The organism is Kitasatospora sp. NPDC057518 (assembly GCF_042802075.1).
In the GTDB taxonomy this organism is placed as follows: Bacteria; Actinomycetota; Actinomycetes; order Streptomycetales; family Streptomycetaceae; genus Kitasatospora.
Genome location: NZ_JBHVEU010000046.1, coordinates 1 through 15,461, shown reverse-complemented (window position 1 = coordinate 15,461; position 15,461 = coordinate 1). Strand labels below are relative to the sequence as shown.

Below are 15,461 nucleotides of genomic sequence, written 5' to 3'. Positions count from 1 at the left end.
ACGGTGCGGGCCGCCTCGTCCACCAGGTACCGCACCCGGCCGCCCGCCGTCACCTCGTACTCCCATTACGGCAGCTCGACCCCGCCGAAGACCCGGGTCGCCAGGCGCCCCCGGAGCCGGTGCTGCCGATCGGGGTCCCGCGCCGAGACGGCGGGACGTCGTCGCCGCGCTTGGGGCTCACGACTCGACCACCTCGCCGTGGTCGTCGCCGGGGAGGGGGCCGGTGAGCTCGGCCGCCAGTTCCGGATCCGCGAGGACCCTGGCGGTGGCGCGCCACTCGGCTGTCACCCGGTGCAGGCCGGCGTGCACGTCCAGCTCGACGACGTCACGCGTCACGTCGACGAGGTCGACGACGAACTCCCGGATCTCCTCGGCCGACAGGTGCCTGACCCAGGGGAAGACCGCGGGAAGGGCCGGCAGCACGGCCCGCGCACCCTCATCGCTGCCGATCAGCGCGGCGAGCAGGCGCGCGGTGACGTCCGCGGTCTGCTCGCGCTGGCGGTCGTGGCGCTCGGTGGTGAGGTAGAGGTCCTCGCCGTCCCGCCGCGTGACGCGCACGCGCTGGGCCCGCTCCACGGTGTCCGCGACACGCTTGGAGTTCTTCGACAGCTCGGAGAAGGACACGGTGAGGGTCGGCATGGTCCGACGGTAGTTCGGAATACGTTCCGAAGTCCATCGCGACGAGGCCGTCGGGCGGCCCGTGTCGGTGGCGGTTGCGATGATGCGCGCCATGGATGACTCCGGCCGCCGCGCCATTGCCGAGTACTGGGACGCGGCCGCCGCGGCCTTCGACGAGGAGCCCGACCACGGGTTGCGGGCGGAGCCGGTGCGGGCGGCGTGGCTTCGGCGGGTGCGGGGGTGGGTGCCGGGCGGGGCGGCGGACGTGCTGGACGTCGGGTGCGGCACCGGCTCGCTGTCGCTGCTGCTCGCGGCGGACGGGCACCGGGTGACGGGCGTGGACCTGGCGCCGCGGATGGTCGGACGGGCCAGGGCGAAGCTGGTCGCGGCGGGCCTGACGGCGCGGTTCCTGGTGGGTGACGCGGGCGCGCCGCCGCTCGGGGACGAGAGCTTCGACGTCCTGCTGTCGCGGCACCTGGTCTGGACGCTCCCCGAGCCCGAGCGGGCGCTGCGCGCCTGGGTGCGGCTGCTGCGGCCGGGCGGCCGGCTGGTCCTGGTCGAGGGCCGGTGGCGGGAGACCGGGCAGGCCACCGTCTCGCCGTACCCGGCCGGGGCGGGGCCGCTGCCGTGGGGCGGCGGGGTCGGGGCGGAGGAACTCGCGGCGGCCGTACGGCCGTTGGTCTCCGAGCTGCGGGTCGAGCCGCTCGGCGGGGAGGCCGAGCTGTGGGGCGGCCCGGTGGACGACGAGCGGTACGCGCTGGTCGCGCGCCGTTGAGTGGCCCGCCGGGTGCCCAGGTCAGACGGGCTGGCCGAAGGTGCCGGTGAGCGGGTCGGAGTGGTGGCAGGCGGCGCAGCGCAGCCGGGTGTAGATCGCCACCGCGCCCATGAAGACGTCCTCGCGCCCGTCGGCCGGGGACGTGGAGGCGGCGGGTTCCCCGCAGTCCAGGCAGACCCGGCGGGGGCGGGCGGCGATCGAGCAGGCGCGGCAGATCAGGTGGGTCGGGTGTTCCGCGTGCACGACGACGGGCTGCGGCCCGCCGTACAGCAGGTGGTCGCACCAGGTGCAGGACTCGTCCCGCTGCGACGCCAGCATCCGGGCGCGGGTCTCCTGCTGCCACTTCGCCGCCTCCTGCAGCGGCACCTTGACCGGCGGCCCCCACCCGGAGGCGGTCAGCCACTGGGCACCCTCGGTGCCGGCGGCCCGCAGCTGGTCGCCGACGGCGATGTCCCTGGGGGTCTTCTCTTTCATCGGGGCCTCTCCTCCGGTGGGCTTCCGCAGGGGATAACGCCGCCGGGACACCGCTGGACACGCCGCCCGCGCCCGCCCTTGGAGGCACCGGCCCGGTTCAGAGGAGCGGCTCGGTGTCCCCGTGCGCGATGAGGAGCTTGCGCAGCAGGGCGTCGAGCCGGCTGCGCTCGTCCGCGTCGAGGGCCGAGAGGATGCGCTCCTCGTTGCGGACGTGACCGGCCAGGGCCCCGTCGATCAGTTCCTTGCCGGCCGGGGTGAGGCGGACCAGGACGGCCCGGCGGTCGGTCGGGCAGGGGTTGCGCTCGACCAGTCCCTTGGCGGACAGCCGGTCGACCCGGTTGGTGATGGCCCCGGAGGTGACCATCGCGGACTTGAGCAGCGCGCGGGCGTTGAGCTCGTACGGCTCGCCGGAGCGGCGCAGGGTGGCCAGCACGTCGAACTCGGAGGAGTCCAGGCCGCAGGCGGTGAAGTACTCGCGCAGGGCGTTGTCGACCCGGACGTTGAGCCGTCGCAGCCGGCCGATCAGGGCCATCGGCCCGGCGTCCAGCTCGGGGCGGGCCCGGGCCCACTGCTCGACGATGTCGTCCACGGTGTCGCGCTGCTGCATGCCCGCCGCCCTTCCGGAGCCGTCTGTCCGTAGCCGTCCAGTGTCCACTGCCCACCCGACGTAGATATCTTAACATTCACATACTTGACGTTCGCGGATCCCCGGCGTAGAAATTATCTCAACGTTCAGATAATCAACGTTCAGGGGGACGTCATGGCCGTCATGGACCGCAAGCGCGCGGGGATCGCCGCCACCGCCGCACTCGCCCCGGCCGCGTGGGGCACCACCTACCTCGTCACCACCCAGCTGCTGCCCGACGGCCGCCCGCTGCTGCTCGCCGCGCTCCGCGCACTCCCGGCCGGACTGCTCCTGCTGCTGATCGGCCGCCGACTTCCCAAGGGGCGCTGGTGGGGGCGCGCGGCCGTGCTCGGGATGCTCAACATCGGGCTGTTCTTCCCGCTGATGTTCGTCGGCGCCTACCGCCTGCCCGGCGGCGTCGCCGCCACCATCGGGGCGATCCAGCCGCTGCTCGTCGCCGGGTTCTCGATCGGCGTGCTGCGGGTACGACCCGGACGGCGGGCGGTGATCGCCGGACTGGTCGGGGTCGGCGGAGTGGCCCTGCTGGTGCTCAAGAGCGGCGCCCGGCTGGACGGCGTCGGCATCGCCTCGATGGTCGCCGGGATCTCGCTGATGGCCATGGGCACCGTCCTCACCCGCCGCTGGGGCCGCCCCGAGGGCGCCACCCTGCTCGACCTCACCGGCTGGCAGCTCCTGGCCGGCTCGGTCTCCCTCGTCCCGCTCGCCGCCCTGGTCGAGGGCGCACCGCCCGCCCTGAGCGCCGCCAACCTGGCCGGCTTCGCCTACCTCGGCCTGTTCGGCACCGCGCTCGCCTACTCCCTCTGGTTCCGCGGCATCGAGCACCTCGGCGCCGGCCCGGCCTCCTTCCTCGGCCTGATCAACCCGGTCGTCGCCACCCTCGGCGGCCTCCTCGTCCTCGGCCAGACTCTCACCCCCTGGCAGGTCCTCGGCCTCCTCCTCGCCCTCGCCGCCATGCTCGTCGGCCAGGCCCCCACCCGCCGCACCCCAACCCCGGCCCCGACCACCACCCCCTCCACAGCCGCGGCCGAGCCCCCCACCCCCCGCCCCGAACCGGCCACCGCCGCCCGCTGACCAGCCCCTCCCGAACGCCCGCGCCCCGCCGATCTCCTGAGGCTGTTGGTTAATTCGGGCCCGGGCGTGACGTCGGCTTCCAAGACCTGGTTGTGGTCTTGGAAGCCGACGTTGTCGCATCGGGAGGGTGTCGATGTCGTTGCGGCCGAAGGAGCCGGACGAGATCCCGGCGGAGACGGCGCGGGTGGCTCGGGCCGCGTTCCCCAAGGGAAGCCTGGCGATCCGGGTCCGGGACGAGCTGGGGGTGCTGTTCACCGACGCGCAGTTCGCGGACCTGTTCCCGGCGCGGGGGAAGCCCGCGTGGTCGCCGGGCCGGCTGGCACTCGTGGTGGTGTTGCAGTTCGTTGAGGGGCTGACCGACCGGCAGGCCGCGGAGGCGGTGCGGGCGAGGATCGACTTCAAGTACGCCCTCGGGCTGGAACTTGGTGATCCTGGCTTCGATTTCTCGGTCCTGTCGGAGTTTCGGGATCGTTTGATCGAGGCTGAGGCCGGGCGGCGGGTTCTTGATGGCATCCTGTCCGCGGCCCGGGAGAAAGGACTGCTCATGAGCGCGGGCCGGGCCCGCACCGACTCCACGCACGTGCTGTCCGCGGCCCGTCAGCTGTGCTGGCTGGAGAAGGTCGCAGAGACACTGCGGTCAGCATTGAACGCGCTGGCCAAGGCGGCCCCCGACTGGCTGGTTGACATCGCTGAGCCGGACTGGTTCAGGCACTACTCGACGAAGGCCGAGGACTCTCGGTTTCCCCAGGCCCGCACGAAGCGGGACGGGGTGGGCCTGCGGATCGGCAGGGACGGGATGCGGCTGCTTGAGGCCGTCTTCTCATCGGCGGCGCCCCGAGATCTGCGGGATCTGCCTGAGGTCGAGGTCCTGAGGCGGATGTGGGTTCAGGACTTCCATCTGGTTGACGGCGAGGTGATGCGCCGGGGCCCAAAAGACCGGCCGCCAGGCGCGATGCGCCTGGTCACCCCCTATGACATCGAAGCGCGCGGCAGCGTCAAACGCGACACCTACTGGGACGGTTACAAGGTCCATCTCACCGAGACTTGCGAGCCCGACGCCCCGAACCTGATCACAAACGTGGTCACCACCGTCGACTGGGACAGCCAGCGTGTGACCTGCCCCAACGGGCGGACCAACACCGGCTGGCGGGACGACCGCTCCCAGCACGGTCTCGCGGTGGTCCGGGCCCAGTTCTCCACACGTGACTGCCGGCCGTGTCCCGTCGTGCACAACTGCGTCCCGGCTCTGAAGGACAAGGGCCCGGCCATTACCCTGCGGCCGCAGCGGGCCCACCAGGAACTCCAGCGGGCTCGCGCACTCCAGCAGACCGAAGAGTGGAAGGAACGTTACAAGATCCGCGCCGGGGTCGAAGGCACCGTCTCCCAGGGTGTGAACCGCTGCGGACTGCGCAGATCCCGCTACCGGGGCCTGGCCAAGACCGGCCTCCAGCACCAGCTCACCGGCGCTGCGATCAATCTCGCTCGCATCGACGCCCACCTCACCGAAACACCACGAGCCCGCACCCGCACCAGCCACTTCGCAGTACTCGGCCCCGCCGAGCTGATGCTCAGCGGGGCCGAGTAACGCCACCCCGAATTAACCAACAGCGTCAGTCCCTCCTGGCGGGGCGCAGGCGTGTCCGGAGGCCGGCGCGGAGCGGCGGGTGAGCGTGGACGGCCAGGGTCAGCCGGTGGCGCGGATGTAGATGTCGGCGGCGCCGGGGAGGCCGCCGGAGATGGTGGCGACGTAGATGCGGCGGGCCGTGGGGGTGTGGGTGGGGAGGGCGGTGGGGCTGGGGGTGGGGGTCCAGGTGGGACTGGGGGTGGGGTCGTCAGGGGTGGGCTCGGCCGGGGCGGCGGGCTCGTCCGGGACGGGGTCCGGGGCGGGGGCGACCACGGGGGCCGGGTCGGCGGGGTCGGCGGGCTCGGCGAGGGGGTCGTCGGACTCCGGGGTGGGGGTGGCCTCCGGGGACGGGCTCTCGGCGGGGGTGGGGGTGGCCGAGGGAGAGGGGGCGGCGGCGGGCGGCGGCGGGGAGTCGGGGAGTTCCGGGGCCTCGGCCGGCTCGTCGCCGCCGAGGGCGGCGAGCAGGTCGGCGGGGAGCGGGGCGACCGGGCCGGGCGCGGGGAGGTCGTAGGCGCTGAGGAAGTCGCCGAGGCCGGGGGCCCGGCCGCCGCCGAGGCGGTAGTGCAGGTAGGCGACCGGGGCGCCGTCGGAGGTGTGGGTGTAGACGGCGCCGACCGGGACGTAGAAGCGGCCGACGCCGGGGTGCTGGGAGGGGTGGAGCCCGGCCAGGCGTTCGGCGCGGTCGCGGTCGGTCTCGCGGCCGGTGCCGCCGGCGGTGAGCGCGTTGACGCCGCGCACCACGAGGGCGGCGGCGACGGACACGCACAGCACCAGCCCGACGGCGACGGTGCGCCGCAGGACCGGGCGGCCGTGCAGGGCTGGCCACGAATCGGTCACCGTGCGCTCGGGTGGGATGCCGTCCACGGTTGTCTTGCTCCCCCGTTCGGTCAGAACGCTCGATCAGGACGTCTGATCAGGACATTTGTTCGAGGCGCCTGATCGGGACGTCACACTCTGCTCGACGTGGGACGGTAGCCGAGAGTTCCTCAGCCCAGGTAGGCGGGGGCGACCGCGGCCTTGGTGACCGGCTCCGCGCGGCCCGAACCGTCCGCCGGGACGGTCCACAGGTCGGCGCCGTAGTCGCCGGGCAGGGCGTAGACCAGGGTGCCGGCGCCGGACCAGAGCGCCTGGTCGTCGATGTTGCGCTGCTCGGCGGTGGCGGTCTCGGTCATGGTGGCGAGGTCGAGCACGTACAGCCGCCACGGGGCGTCGGCGGGCAGGCCGGGGACGCGCTTCTTGTACGCGACGCGGGTGCCGTCCGGGGAGAGCGAGGGGCACTCGACGTTGTCGTGCAGGGCGGTGAGGGTGCGGGCGGTGAGGTCGCCGCGGACGAGGTGGGTCTGCCCGGCGCTGGCGAGGGTGGCGTAGAAGGTGGTGTCGTCGGCGAAGGTGACGCCCCAGATGTTGATGTCGTGCGCCTGGTACGGGCGGCCGTCCAGGACGACCGCGAAGTCCTCCAGGTTCTCCCGCAGGTTCCAGTCCCGGACGTCCACGATCGAGGTGCGGGTGGAGAAGTCGCTGCCCGCGTACGAGTCGCCGCTGACGAAGACCGTCCAGGCGGCGAGGTGCCCGGACGGCGAGACCCGGGAGCGGGTGGGGATGCCGGCCGCCGGGAACGAGCGGAGCTCGCGCAGGTGGTCGTCCAGGACGACGGCGCGGTAGGTGTCCTCCAGCGCGCCGTGCTGGGCCTGGAGGCAGATGCCGGTGCCGGCGGCGGCGTGGAAGCGCAGGCACTGGACGCCCGAGGCGGTGCGCGGGCCGTCCGGGTGGTCGGCGGCGACGGTGGTGATCTCGTCCCGGTGCGGGCCCCAGGCCATGTTGCGGAACAACAGCTGTCGTCCGCCGGACTGCACCTGTAGTGACACCGGGCCGGACGCGACGGACGGCCCGCCGGGCTGGGCCTGGTCCCGGCGGGCGGTGCGGTCGGCGGCGTAGAGGACGGCCCCGGTGCCGACCGCGCCGAGCAGCACGACGGCGACCAGCAGGATGATCACCCTGGTCCGGTTCCGCAGGTTCATCGGCTCTTCTCCTCCGGGGGCTTCATGACGACGGGTTCGGACGGGTGCGGCACCGCCGCGGCCGGGGGTTCGGACCGGCGCAGCACCGCCGCCGCGCCGAGCACGCACAGCGCCAGCGCCCCCGCCGACCAGCCCAGCGCCGCCGAGCCGCCGACCGCGCCCCACAGCGCGCCGAACAGCAGCGAGCAGGCGAACCGGGCCAGCGCCTGCCCGGTGCCGACCAGGGCGAGCCCGGCGCCGCGCTGCTCGGCGGGTACGGCGTCGGCGGCCGCCGCGGCGAGCACGCCGTCGGTCGCCGCGTAGAAGGTGCCGTGCAGCGCCAGCACGCAGAGCACCGCCGGCAGCCCGCGCAGCGGCGAGAGCAGCAGCCCGTACGCGAGCAGCAGCACCCCGTGCCCGGCGAGGAAGAGCCGGTGGCGGCCGATCCGGTCGGCGAGCGCGCCGAGCGGGACGGCGAGCAGCAGGAAGGCCGCGGCGGTGCCCAGCGGCAGCAGCGGGAACAGGTCGACGGGCAGGTCCAGTCGGCGCTGGACCAGCAGGTAGAGGAAGGAGTCGCTGACGGTGGTGAGGCCGAGCAGGACGGCGCAGAGCGTCAGCCGGCGCAGCCCCGGCAGGCGCAGCAGGGTGAGGCTAGCGCGCAGCGAGGGGGCGGGCGCCGAGGCGTCGTCGCCCTGCTGCCGGTTCGGCACGAACAGCAGCAGGATCAGCACGCCGAGCGCCGCGACGCACGAGCTGACCGTGAACACCGCGTCGTAGCCGTGCCGTTCGCCGCCGTCGGCGAGCAGCGGGCCGCCGGCCAGCCGCAGCACCAGGAAGGCGGTGAGCGGGCCGAGCAGGGCCCCGGCCGTGTCCATCGCCCGGTGCACCCCGAACGCCCGGCCGCGGTGGGCGGGTTCGGTGGCGAGCGAGATCATCGCGTCCCGGGGCGCGGTGCGCAGGCCCTTGCCGGTGCGGTCGACGGCGATCACGGCGCCGATCAGCGGCACGGTGTGGACGAACAGCAGCAGCGGCCGGCACAGCGCGGACAGCCCGTACCCGACGGCCGCGACGGCCTTGTGGCGGGCGGCGCCGTCGCGGCCGCGGCGGTCCGAGAGGTGGCCGCCGACCAGCCGGACCAGCGCGCTGAAGCCGTTCTGGATGCCGTCGAGCAGGCCGAAGCCGAGCGGGGAGAGGCCGAGGCCGGTGAGCAGGTAGAGCGGGAGGACGGCGGTGACCATCTCGGAGGAGATGTCGGTGACCAGGCTGACCGTGCCGAGGGCGAGGACCGCCCCCGGCACGGCGCCCCGCCGCGCCCGACCGGCGGCCGGCGCGGGGGCCGCCCCGAGGGGGGCCGCGTCGGCGGCGGTCGGGGCGGCGGGGGCCTTCGAGCTGCGGGAGTCCGCGACGTACACGGGCGTCAGTTCCAGATTCCGGTGATGTCGGCGGCGCCGGCCGAGTTGCCCGCGTGGGCGTTGACCCCGGCCAGGTCCTCCAGGGTGTGCAGCACGTCGTAGTGGTTGTACGTGGTGGCGGTGCTGCTGCCGGGGGCGACGTGGGCGCCGTAGACGAGGGTCGGGATGCGGTTGCCGGACAGCTTGTTGTCCTCGTCGAAGGTGAGCAGGAGCAGGCTGTTGTGGCTCTTCGCCCACTGCGCGTACCCGTCGAGGTTGGCCTGGAGCCAGGAGTCGCCGGTGCCGACGGAGCAGTCGTGCATGTCGTCGCAGAGGTCCGGGACGACGAAGGAGACCTTCGGCAGGGTGCTGTAGTCGCCCGGGAAGGCGTCCATGCCGTACGCGCTGGAGGTGGGCACGTTGCCGAAGCCGAACCACGGGTTGTGCTTCTGGGCGTAGTTGCCGCTGCTGCAGTCGGTGGCGCCGGGGCCGGGCAGGCCCTCGTTGTAGCTGGCCCAGGTCTGGCCGGCGCCGATCAGCTCGGACGCGAGGTTGGGCTGCTGCAGGGCGCCGACGTCCACGCAGCCGTCGTCCACGATGCCCTGGGAGCTGCCGGAGAACAGCATGTAGTAGTTGGGCTGGCTGGGGTGGGTGAGCGCGTAGGACTGGGTCAGCGTCGCGCCGCCGGCCACCAGGGTGGTGTTGATGTACGGGGCCTTGGAACTGCCGATCACCTGGGAGTAGGCGTGGTTCTCCAGGACGACGACGACCACGTGGTCGGGTGCGGGCAGGCCGGCGGCGGCGCCCGCGGCGGTGTCGGCGGCCGCGCTGCCGCCGGCGGCCCAGAGGCCGAGCGAGCCAGCGACCAGGCCGAGGCCGGCGGCCAGCGCGGTGAGCGGACGGAGCGGGCGCGGCCGGCGGCGACCGGGGCGCGGGAGGGAGGCGACGGCGGAAGAGGGGGTGCGCAGTCGTGCGAAGGCCATGGGGTCCTCCGGATGTCGGGGCTTCCTGGCGGGAGCGCCGAGAACAGTAGGAGTGCCGCGGTGACGTGTACCGCACAAGACAAGTGAAGAACAGACGAACAGCTGCCGCGCCCCGGCGGACCGGCGGCGTCGGGAAGAGCATCGGGAAGGACATCGGAAGGGGCGTCGGGAGCGGCGACGGCACCGGCGTCGGATCTCACACCCGCCGCGATTGACCCGTTCCGCCCGGGCGTGGTGGGATCACCGGAGCTTGGGACGAAAGGGTGCGGCACGTGAGCGGACTGGTCGCCGTCGTCCCCCGCACCCTGGTGGTCGGGATCGGTGCGAGCAGCGGCGCCGAGCGGACCGAGGTGCTGTGGCTGCTGACGGACACCCTCCGGGAGGCCGGGCTGGACCGCTCCGAGGTGGCCCGGCTGGCCACCGTGACGGGCAAGGCGGACCACCCGGCGGTGCGCTGGGCGGCCGACCACCTCACCGGCGTACCCGTGGACGAGCACCCGCCCGAGGCGCTCGCGGGCGTGCCGGTGCCGAACCCCTCCGCCACTGTCGGTACGGCCGTCGGCACCGCGAGCGTGGCCGAGGCCGCGGCGCTGGCGAGCGCGCCGGGGGGCCGGCTCGTGGTCACCAAGCGGAAGTCGGCGCGGGCCACGGTCGCGATCGCCCGGGCGGCGGCGCACGGACGGCTCGCACCGCCCGACCTCGGCGACGAACCGCGGCCCGCCGCACCACCCGGCCCGTAGAACCGCATCACGTCCACCACCAGTCGCGACCACCCGAACCAGCCGCACCACCCAGCGAGGAGACCCCGCGTGACCGCCCCCGAACCCGACCTGCGCCACCACGGCGACGCCGAGGTGCGCGCCGACGGGCTCGGCCTGGTCGACCTCGCCGTCAACGTCCGCACCGGCACTCCCCCCGCCTGGCTGCGCGAGCACCTCGCGGCCACCCTCGGCGACCTCGCCGCCTACCCCGACCAGAGCGCCGCGCGCGCCGCCGTGGCCGCCCGGCACGCCCGCCCGGTCGAGGAGGTGCTGCTCACCTCGGGGGCGGCGGAGGCCTTCGTCCTGCTGGCGCGTGTCCTGACGCCACGTCACATCGTCGTGGTGCACCCCCAGTTCACCGAGCCGGAGGCGGCCCTGCGGGACGCCGGACACCACGTGCACCGGGTACTGCTCTCCCCCGGGGACGGCTTCCGGCTGGGCGCCGTCCCCGAGGAGGCGGACCTGGTCGTCCTCGGCAACCCGACCAACCCGACCTCCGTGCTGCACCCCGCCGAGGCCGTCGCCGCACTGGCCCGGCCGGGGCGCACCCTGGTGGTGGACGAGGCGTTCATGGACACCGTCCCGGGCGAGCGGGAGTCCCTCGCCTCCACCCGGGACCTGCCCGGCCGGGTCGTCGTGCTGCGCAGCCTCACCAAGACCTGGGGCCTGGCCGGACTGCGGATCGGCTACGTGCTCGGACCCGCACCGCTGATCGCCGACCTCGGCGCCGCCCAGCCGCTCTGGCCGGTCTCCACCCCGGCACTGGCCGCCGCCGAGGCGTGCAGCGGCCCGGCGGCGCTCGCCGAGGCGGAGCTGGCGGCGGCCGAACTGGCGCTCTGGCGCGAGCACTTGGTGAAGGGCCTGGCCGCCTTCCCGTCGGTGCGGCTGTACGGCGAACCGGCCGCCTCCTTCGTCCTGGTACGGCTGCCCGACGCGGCGGCGGTCCGGCGGCGGCTGCGCGAGCACGGCTTCGCCGTCCGGCGCGGGGACACCTTCCCGGGGCTGGGCGAGGAGTGGCTGCGGATCGCCGTCCGGGACGAGGCGACCACCGACCGGTTCCTCAACGCCCTTGAGGCCGTGCTTGGTTCGGCCTGACCGGCGCAACAACAGCCCACCCCCGGCCGCCGGCCGCCCTCCCGTCAGGGCGGACGGACGGGCGGACGGCCGGGCGGACGCACGACAGCCCACCCCCGGCCGACCCGGCGAGCGCTACTGGAGCCCGAGCGCCTCCGCCGCCAGGGCGGTGCCCTTCACGCGGGCCGCGATCTTGGCGAAGGCGGTGTCCCGCGAGGTGGAGGCGTCGTCTGCGAACGGTGAGAATCCGCAGTCGTCGGTCGTGCCGAGCTGGTCGACCGGGATGTGCCGGGCTGCGGCCAGCACCCGGTCCCGCACCTCCTCCGGGGTCTCCACCCTGGGGTCGATCGGGTCGGTCACTCCGACGAACACCCGGATTCCGGGGCGGAGTTGATCCGCGATGACGGCGAGCACGCGGTCGGGGTCGGCCTCGCTCGCCAGCTGCACGTAGAAGTTTCCGACCCTGAGCCGGAAGAGCTTCGGCAGCAGCTCGGCGTAGTCGACGTCCAGGCTGTGGGTGGAGTCCTGGTCCCCGCCCGGGCAGGTGTGCACGCCGAGGCGGGCCCGCTCCTCCTCGGCGAACCGGTCGAGCACCTGGTTGTTGAGGGCCACGAAGTCGTCCAGCAGACTGCCCGACGGGTCCAGCTTGAGCGACAACCGGGCCTCGGTGAAGTCGAGTTGGACGACGTGGGCGCCAGCGTCCAGGCAGCCGCGAATGTCGGCCTCGGCCTCGTCGGCCAGGTCCTCCAGGAAGTTCTCGCGCGAGTACCCGTCGATGCCGGCGGCGGGGTAGAGCAGGCTGAGCGCGGAGGGTGCGATGACGGCCTGCTTGACGGGCTGCGAGGTGTGCCGCAGGGCGTCGCGCAGATAGGTCTCGGCACGGACCCGGTACCGGAAGGGTCCGGCGGTCAGCCGCGGCAGCTGCCGGGTGTGTCCGTCGGCGAAGGGGATGACGGCGCCGTCCCCGGCGAGGGAGGTCAGCCCGGCGAGGGGGTACGTGACGAAGCTCGGCTTCGCCTGCTCGCCGTCCACCAGGACGGGGCAGCCGAGCTCCGCCAGCCTGGCCAGGGTGTCGGCGGTGGCCTCGTCCTGCAGCTTCTTCAGGTCGGCGTCGGACAGCCGCCCCTCGGCGTGTTCGGTCAGGGCGTTCAGCAGAGTGCTCGGCCGGGGGATGCTGCCGATGGGCTCCGTGAGAATGGTCATGACGGGACGGTAGAAAGGGCGGCGCCCCGAGCACAACGGGGCGCTCGGCGCACTCCGCTCGACCGTTCACACCTCGCGCGCCCCACCCTTCTCCGTTCACGCCCCTGGAACAGCACACCCCTCCGCCCAATCCCGTAGCGTGGCGAAGTCGTCGGCGAGCAGGCCGAGTCGGGGGTTGACGTGCAGGGCGAGCGCCGGGCCGGGGTGGTTCGCCTCGATCCACTCCTCGTCCCGCGGGCCGAGTTCGTCGTCCACCCAGACGAACGGGCGCCCGGCGGCCCAGGCGACCACGTCCCTGGTCTTCCAGTGCAGCCCGTCCCGCGCCTCGCCGAACAGGTCGGACCAGCTGATGTACGGGAGTTCGGGCAGGCCCAGGTGCGGCCCTATGTGGGTGTTCGCGTCGCCCATCCAGCCGGTGGCCCACACCAGTTCGTAGGGCAGTGCCAGCAGTTCCGCGCCGTGCGAGGGGTTGAGCCAGACCCGCAGCGGCTTGACCCGGACGGCGGGGGGCTTGGCGTGCCTGGCGCGGGTCGCCTGCCGGGCCTGGACCGCCGCCAGGTGCTCCTGCTTCGCCACCCACCAGGAGGGGCGCAGCCGGTGGGTGGCGTAGCCCTCGGGCCTCCGCTTCGGCGCGGCGTAGGGGTTGAGCGGTCCGTCCACGTCGAGGAGGAGCAGGGGCTGCTGGGTCATGCCATGAATTCTCGGTCCGGCGGGGGCGCTTGACCAGCGGTTTGCGGGTCGACGCGCGGAGCGGGCGCCCGCTACGGGCGGGACCACAGGTTGCGGGCGGCGAGCAGCGGGAGCACGCCCTCGCCGAACCAGTACGCCTCCTCGAGGTGCGGCATCCCGCTCAGCACGAACTCGTCGACGCCCAGCCCGTGGTACTCGCAGATCAGGTCCGCGACCTCCCGGTGGCTGCCCACCAGCGCCGTGCCGGCGCCGCCGCGCAGCAGCCCGATGCCGGCCCACAGTCCGGGGTACACCTCCAGCCGCTGCGCCGAGCCGCCGTGCAGCGCGAGCATCCGCCGCTGGCCCTCCGACTCGCTCCGGGCGAGCGCCCGCTGGGTCTCCCGCACCCGCTCCGGGTCCATCGCGGCGAGCAGCCGTTCGGTCTCCGCCCAGGCCTGGGCGGCGGTGTCCCGGGTGATCACGTGCAGCCGGATGCCGAACCGTACGGTCCGGCCCCGGGCGGCGGCCAGGCCGCGGATCCAGCGGATCTTCTCCCGGACCTGGGCGGGCGGTTCGCCCCAGGTCAGGTAGACGTCCGCGTGCTCGGCGGCGACGTCGCCGGCGGCCGGGGAGGAGCCGCCGAAGTACACCGCCGGGACCGGGTCCGGCAGCCGGTTCAGCCGCGCCCCCTCGACCCGCAGGTGCGGCCCGTGGTGGTCGACCGTCTCCCCCGCCCAGAGCCGCCGGGTGATGCCCAGGAACTCCCCGGTCCGCGCGTACCGGGCGTCCTTGTCCAGGAAGTCCCCGTAGGCGCGCTGCTCGGCGGACTCCCCGCCGGTCACCACGTTGAGCAGCAGCCGCCCGCCGGACTGCCGCTGGTAGGTGGCGGCCATCTGCGCGGCCAGCGTCGGGCTGATCTGCCCGGGCCGGAACGCCACCAGGTACTTCAGCCGCTCGGTCACCTGGCTGAGCATCGCGGTGGTCAGCCAGGCGTCCTCGCACCAGGCCCCGGTCGGCGTCAGCACCCCCTCGAAGCCCAACTGCTCGGCGCTGCGGGCGATCTGGCCGAGGTAGCCGACGCTCGGCGGCCGGTCCGAGCCGGCCGTGCCGGGTGTGGAGCCGTGCCCGCCGCCGACGATCAGCCGGCTGTCGCCGTTGGTGGGGAGGAACCAGTGGAAGGTGAGAGCCATGGACGGACACACTCCTGGGGCCGGTACTGCCTGCGGTCGGTTGACGGAACCCGCCGACCGCGACACCCGTCCGCCCACACCCGCCCCAGGTCCACGTGCAGACGGCGCACGAGGAGGGGGCGGTCCGGAGCAGTCATGGCCCGATTCTCCGGGACCGCCCCACCCCGATCAAGACCCGGCCGGAACCGGCTCGCTACCGCGCCGTCCAGCCGGTCCAGCTGCCGTTGGTGTCCCGGGCCCGGGACCAGGTCCGGCCGTCGGCGCCGGGCACGTCGATGCGGAAGGCGCCGCCCATGGTCGCCGCGGTGATCTCGACCTTGCCGGCCATGGTGCCGCCGAGGGACTTCCAGTCGGTCAGCTTGGTGGAGTTGGCGATGGTCGACCGCGTGTACACCGCGTGGTTGGTGCCGATCACCAGGATCAGGCGGGTGCCGTCCCGGAAGTCGAAGAAGGTCGCCCCGCTGCCGTAGCTGCCGCCGCAGTAGAACGTGCCGCCGAACAGTCGGTCGCTGCAGGTCGTGACACCCGGCACGGGGGTGCTCCCGGAACCGGCCGGCTCGACGGCGAGGCCCTGCGCCACACCCGGCCCGGCCGGCTTGCCCGGCGTGATCGGCACGCCCGGCCTGGGAGCGCCCGGCACCGTGGTCGGCGCACCCGGCGAGGGAACGCCCGGCACCGTGATCGGCACGCCCGGCGTGGTGGCGGTGGTCCCGCCGGCGGCCGAGGCGGGAGCCGCAGCCGCGGCCAGCCCGATGCCCGCGAGGGCGGCGGCGGAGACGAGGGCCGCCTGGATCTTCTTCATGAACGCTCCTGAGTGAACGGTTCGGGCCGCGGGCGGCGACCGGTCGGCGCGCGAGCGCTTCCCGGCGCCCGCCCGTCGGGCCCTCTCCGGTAGCAACGGGAGCCCCGCTCGGCCGAGTTCAACGGCTGGTCCGCCGATTTCGCGGAGCCGACCGGAACGCCGCCGGGCCTCCCCTCACATGGA

General features: G+C 74.2%; 16 protein-coding genes. 5 read left to right on the top strand and 11 right to left on the bottom strand.

Features of this window, described 5'->3' with window-relative positions; all coding sequences use genetic code 11:
• Positions 1 to 177 precede the first annotated feature (177 nt).
• Positions 178 to 639, bottom strand: coding sequence for a prevent-host-death family protein (locus tag ACFU7Z_RS07475; RefSeq protein WP_380737318.1), 462 nt, complete (start codon positions 637 to 639; stop codon positions 178 to 180).
• An 82-nt stretch (positions 640 to 721) separates the two neighbouring features.
• Here ACFU7Z_RS07475 and ACFU7Z_RS07470 point away from each other — a divergent pair, with 82 nt between their 5' ends.
• Positions 722 to 1,393 carry a class I SAM-dependent methyltransferase gene (locus ACFU7Z_RS07470; protein ID WP_380776838.1) on the top strand — a complete coding sequence of 224 codons (672 nt, stop codon included), beginning with the start codon at positions 722 to 724 and terminating at the stop codon, positions 1,391 to 1,393.
• Between the two features lie 21 nt (positions 1,394 to 1,414).
• Here the strand turns inward: ACFU7Z_RS07470 and ACFU7Z_RS07465 are convergent, their stop codons facing one another.
• Complete coding sequence (locus ACFU7Z_RS07465; RefSeq protein ID WP_049655346.1) at positions 1,415 to 1,867, bottom strand: hypothetical protein; 453 nt, start codon at positions 1,865 to 1,867, stop codon at positions 1,415 to 1,417.
• 97 nt (positions 1,868 to 1,964) lie between these two features.
• Positions 1,965 to 2,474, bottom strand: a complete 510-nt coding sequence (locus ACFU7Z_RS07460) for a MarR family winged helix-turn-helix transcriptional regulator (RefSeq protein WP_380776836.1) — start codon at positions 2,472 to 2,474, stop codon at positions 1,965 to 1,967.
• Between the two features lie 162 nt (positions 2,475 to 2,636).
• Here ACFU7Z_RS07460 and ACFU7Z_RS07455 point away from each other — a divergent pair, with 162 nt between their 5' ends.
• Positions 2,637 to 3,584 (top strand): EamA family transporter, encoded by a 948-nt coding sequence (locus tag ACFU7Z_RS07455; RefSeq protein ID WP_380776853.1) that lies wholly within the window; start codon positions 2,637 to 2,639, stop codon positions 3,582 to 3,584.
• Positions 3,585 to 3,717: 133 nt separating this feature from the next.
• Positions 3,718 to 5,169, top strand: coding sequence for a transposase (locus tag ACFU7Z_RS07450; protein WP_380776852.1), 1,452 nt, complete (start codon positions 3,718 to 3,720; stop codon positions 5,167 to 5,169).
• Positions 5,170 to 5,268: 99 nt separating this feature from the next.
• On the opposite strand, the gene ACFU7Z_RS07445 is transcribed toward ACFU7Z_RS07450, so the two are convergent.
• The 4 genes from ACFU7Z_RS07445 to ACFU7Z_RS07430 form a co-directional block, all read right to left on the bottom strand.
• Entirely contained in the window at positions 5,269 to 6,072 is an 804-nt protein-coding gene (locus ACFU7Z_RS07445; protein WP_380776834.1) for a hypothetical protein, read from the bottom strand.
• A gap of 122 nt (positions 6,073 to 6,194) precedes the next feature.
• Positions 6,195 to 7,226: a TolB family protein gene (locus ACFU7Z_RS07440; protein WP_380737310.1), complete on the bottom strand. Its 1,032-nt coding sequence runs from the start codon at positions 7,224 to 7,226 to the stop codon at positions 6,195 to 6,197.
• Complete coding sequence (locus tag ACFU7Z_RS07435; RefSeq protein ID WP_380776832.1) at positions 7,223 to 8,617, bottom strand: MFS transporter; 1,395 nt, start codon at positions 8,615 to 8,617, stop codon at positions 7,223 to 7,225. Before ACFU7Z_RS07435 ends, ACFU7Z_RS07440 begins: the two co-directional genes overlap by 4 nt.
• 5 nt (positions 8,618 to 8,622) lie before the next feature.
• The gene (locus tag ACFU7Z_RS07430) at positions 8,623 to 9,579 is read right to left on the bottom strand and encodes an alkaline phosphatase family protein (RefSeq protein ID WP_380776830.1); all 957 of its coding nucleotides are present in this window, start codon (positions 9,577 to 9,579) and stop codon (positions 8,623 to 8,625) included.
• Between the two features lie 272 nt (positions 9,580 to 9,851).
• Between ACFU7Z_RS07430 and ACFU7Z_RS07425 the strand changes: the two genes are divergently transcribed.
• Both ACFU7Z_RS07425 and cobC read left to right on the top strand, forming a co-directional pair.
• Complete coding sequence (locus ACFU7Z_RS07425) at positions 9,852 to 10,319, top strand: cobalamin biosynthesis protein (RefSeq protein ID WP_380776828.1); 468 nt, start codon at positions 9,852 to 9,854, stop codon at positions 10,317 to 10,319.
• 69 nt (positions 10,320 to 10,388) lie between these two features.
• On the top strand, positions 10,389 to 11,435 hold the full coding sequence (gene cobC / locus ACFU7Z_RS07420) for an Rv2231c family pyridoxal phosphate-dependent protein CobC (RefSeq protein ID WP_380776826.1): 1,047 nt from the start codon (positions 10,389 to 10,391) through the stop codon (positions 11,433 to 11,435).
• 114 nt (positions 11,436 to 11,549) lie between these two features.
• Here cobC and ACFU7Z_RS07415 read toward each other — a convergent pair whose 3' ends face one another.
• The 4 genes from ACFU7Z_RS07415 to ACFU7Z_RS07400 form a co-directional block, all read right to left on the bottom strand.
• Positions 11,550 to 12,617, bottom strand: a complete 1,068-nt coding sequence (locus ACFU7Z_RS07415; RefSeq protein WP_380776824.1) for a cobalamin-independent methionine synthase II family protein — start codon at positions 12,615 to 12,617, stop codon at positions 11,550 to 11,552.
• A 96-nt stretch (positions 12,618 to 12,713) separates the two neighbouring features.
• A complete protein-coding gene (locus ACFU7Z_RS07410) occupies positions 12,714 to 13,307 on the bottom strand; it encodes a hypothetical protein (protein WP_049656658.1) in 594 nt (197 codons plus the stop codon).
• 71 nt (positions 13,308 to 13,378) lie between these two features.
• Positions 13,379 to 14,476, bottom strand: a complete 1,098-nt coding sequence (locus ACFU7Z_RS07405; RefSeq protein ID WP_117490022.1) for an LLM class flavin-dependent oxidoreductase — start codon at positions 14,474 to 14,476, stop codon at positions 13,379 to 13,381.
• 193 nt (positions 14,477 to 14,669) lie between these two features.
• On the bottom strand, positions 14,670 to 15,278 hold the full coding sequence (locus ACFU7Z_RS07400; protein WP_074001641.1) for a hypothetical protein: 609 nt from the start codon (positions 15,276 to 15,278) through the stop codon (positions 14,670 to 14,672).
• Between the last annotated feature and the right edge of the window lie 183 nt (positions 15,279 to 15,461).

Excerpts from the sequence above, each read along its gene's own strand:
- ACFU7Z_RS07455 (WP_380776853.1), top strand. The coding sequence starts at position 2,637 with ATGGACCGCAAGCGCGCGGGGATCGCCGCCACCGCCGCACTCGCCCCG.
- ACFU7Z_RS07470 (WP_380776838.1), top strand. The coding sequence starts at position 722 with ATGCGCGCCATGGATGACTCCGGCCGCCGCGCCATTGCCGAGTACTGG.
- ACFU7Z_RS07430 (WP_380776830.1), bottom strand. The coding sequence starts at position 9,579 with ATGGCCTTCGCACGACTGCGCACCCCCTCTTCCGCCGTCGCCTCCCTC.
- ACFU7Z_RS07415 (WP_380776824.1), bottom strand. The coding sequence starts at position 12,617 with ATGACCATTCTCACGGAGCCCATCGGCAGCATCCCCCGGCCGAGCACT.
- ACFU7Z_RS07400 (WP_074001641.1), bottom strand. The coding sequence starts at position 15,278 with ATGAAGAAGATCCAGGCGGCCCTCGTCTCCGCCGCCGCCCTCGCGGGC.
- ACFU7Z_RS07465 (WP_049655346.1), bottom strand. The coding sequence starts at position 1,867 with ATGAAAGAGAAGACCCCCAGGGACATCGCCGTCGGCGACCAGCTGCGG.
- ACFU7Z_RS07475 (WP_380737318.1), bottom strand. The coding sequence starts at position 639 with ATGCCGACCCTCACCGTGTCCTTCTCCGAGCTGTCGAAGAACTCCAAG.
- ACFU7Z_RS07410 (WP_049656658.1), bottom strand. The coding sequence starts at position 13,307 with ATGACCCAGCAGCCCCTGCTCCTCCTCGACGTGGACGGACCGCTCAAC.
- ACFU7Z_RS07405 (WP_117490022.1), bottom strand. The coding sequence starts at position 14,476 with ATGGCTCTCACCTTCCACTGGTTCCTCCCCACCAACGGCGACAGCCGG.
- ACFU7Z_RS07460 (WP_380776836.1), bottom strand. The coding sequence starts at position 2,474 with ATGCAGCAGCGCGACACCGTGGACGACATCGTCGAGCAGTGGGCCCGG.
- ACFU7Z_RS07450 (WP_380776852.1), top strand. The coding sequence starts at position 3,718 with ATGTCGTTGCGGCCGAAGGAGCCGGACGAGATCCCGGCGGAGACGGCG.
- ACFU7Z_RS07440 (WP_380737310.1), bottom strand. The coding sequence starts at position 7,226 with ATGAACCTGCGGAACCGGACCAGGGTGATCATCCTGCTGGTCGCCGTC.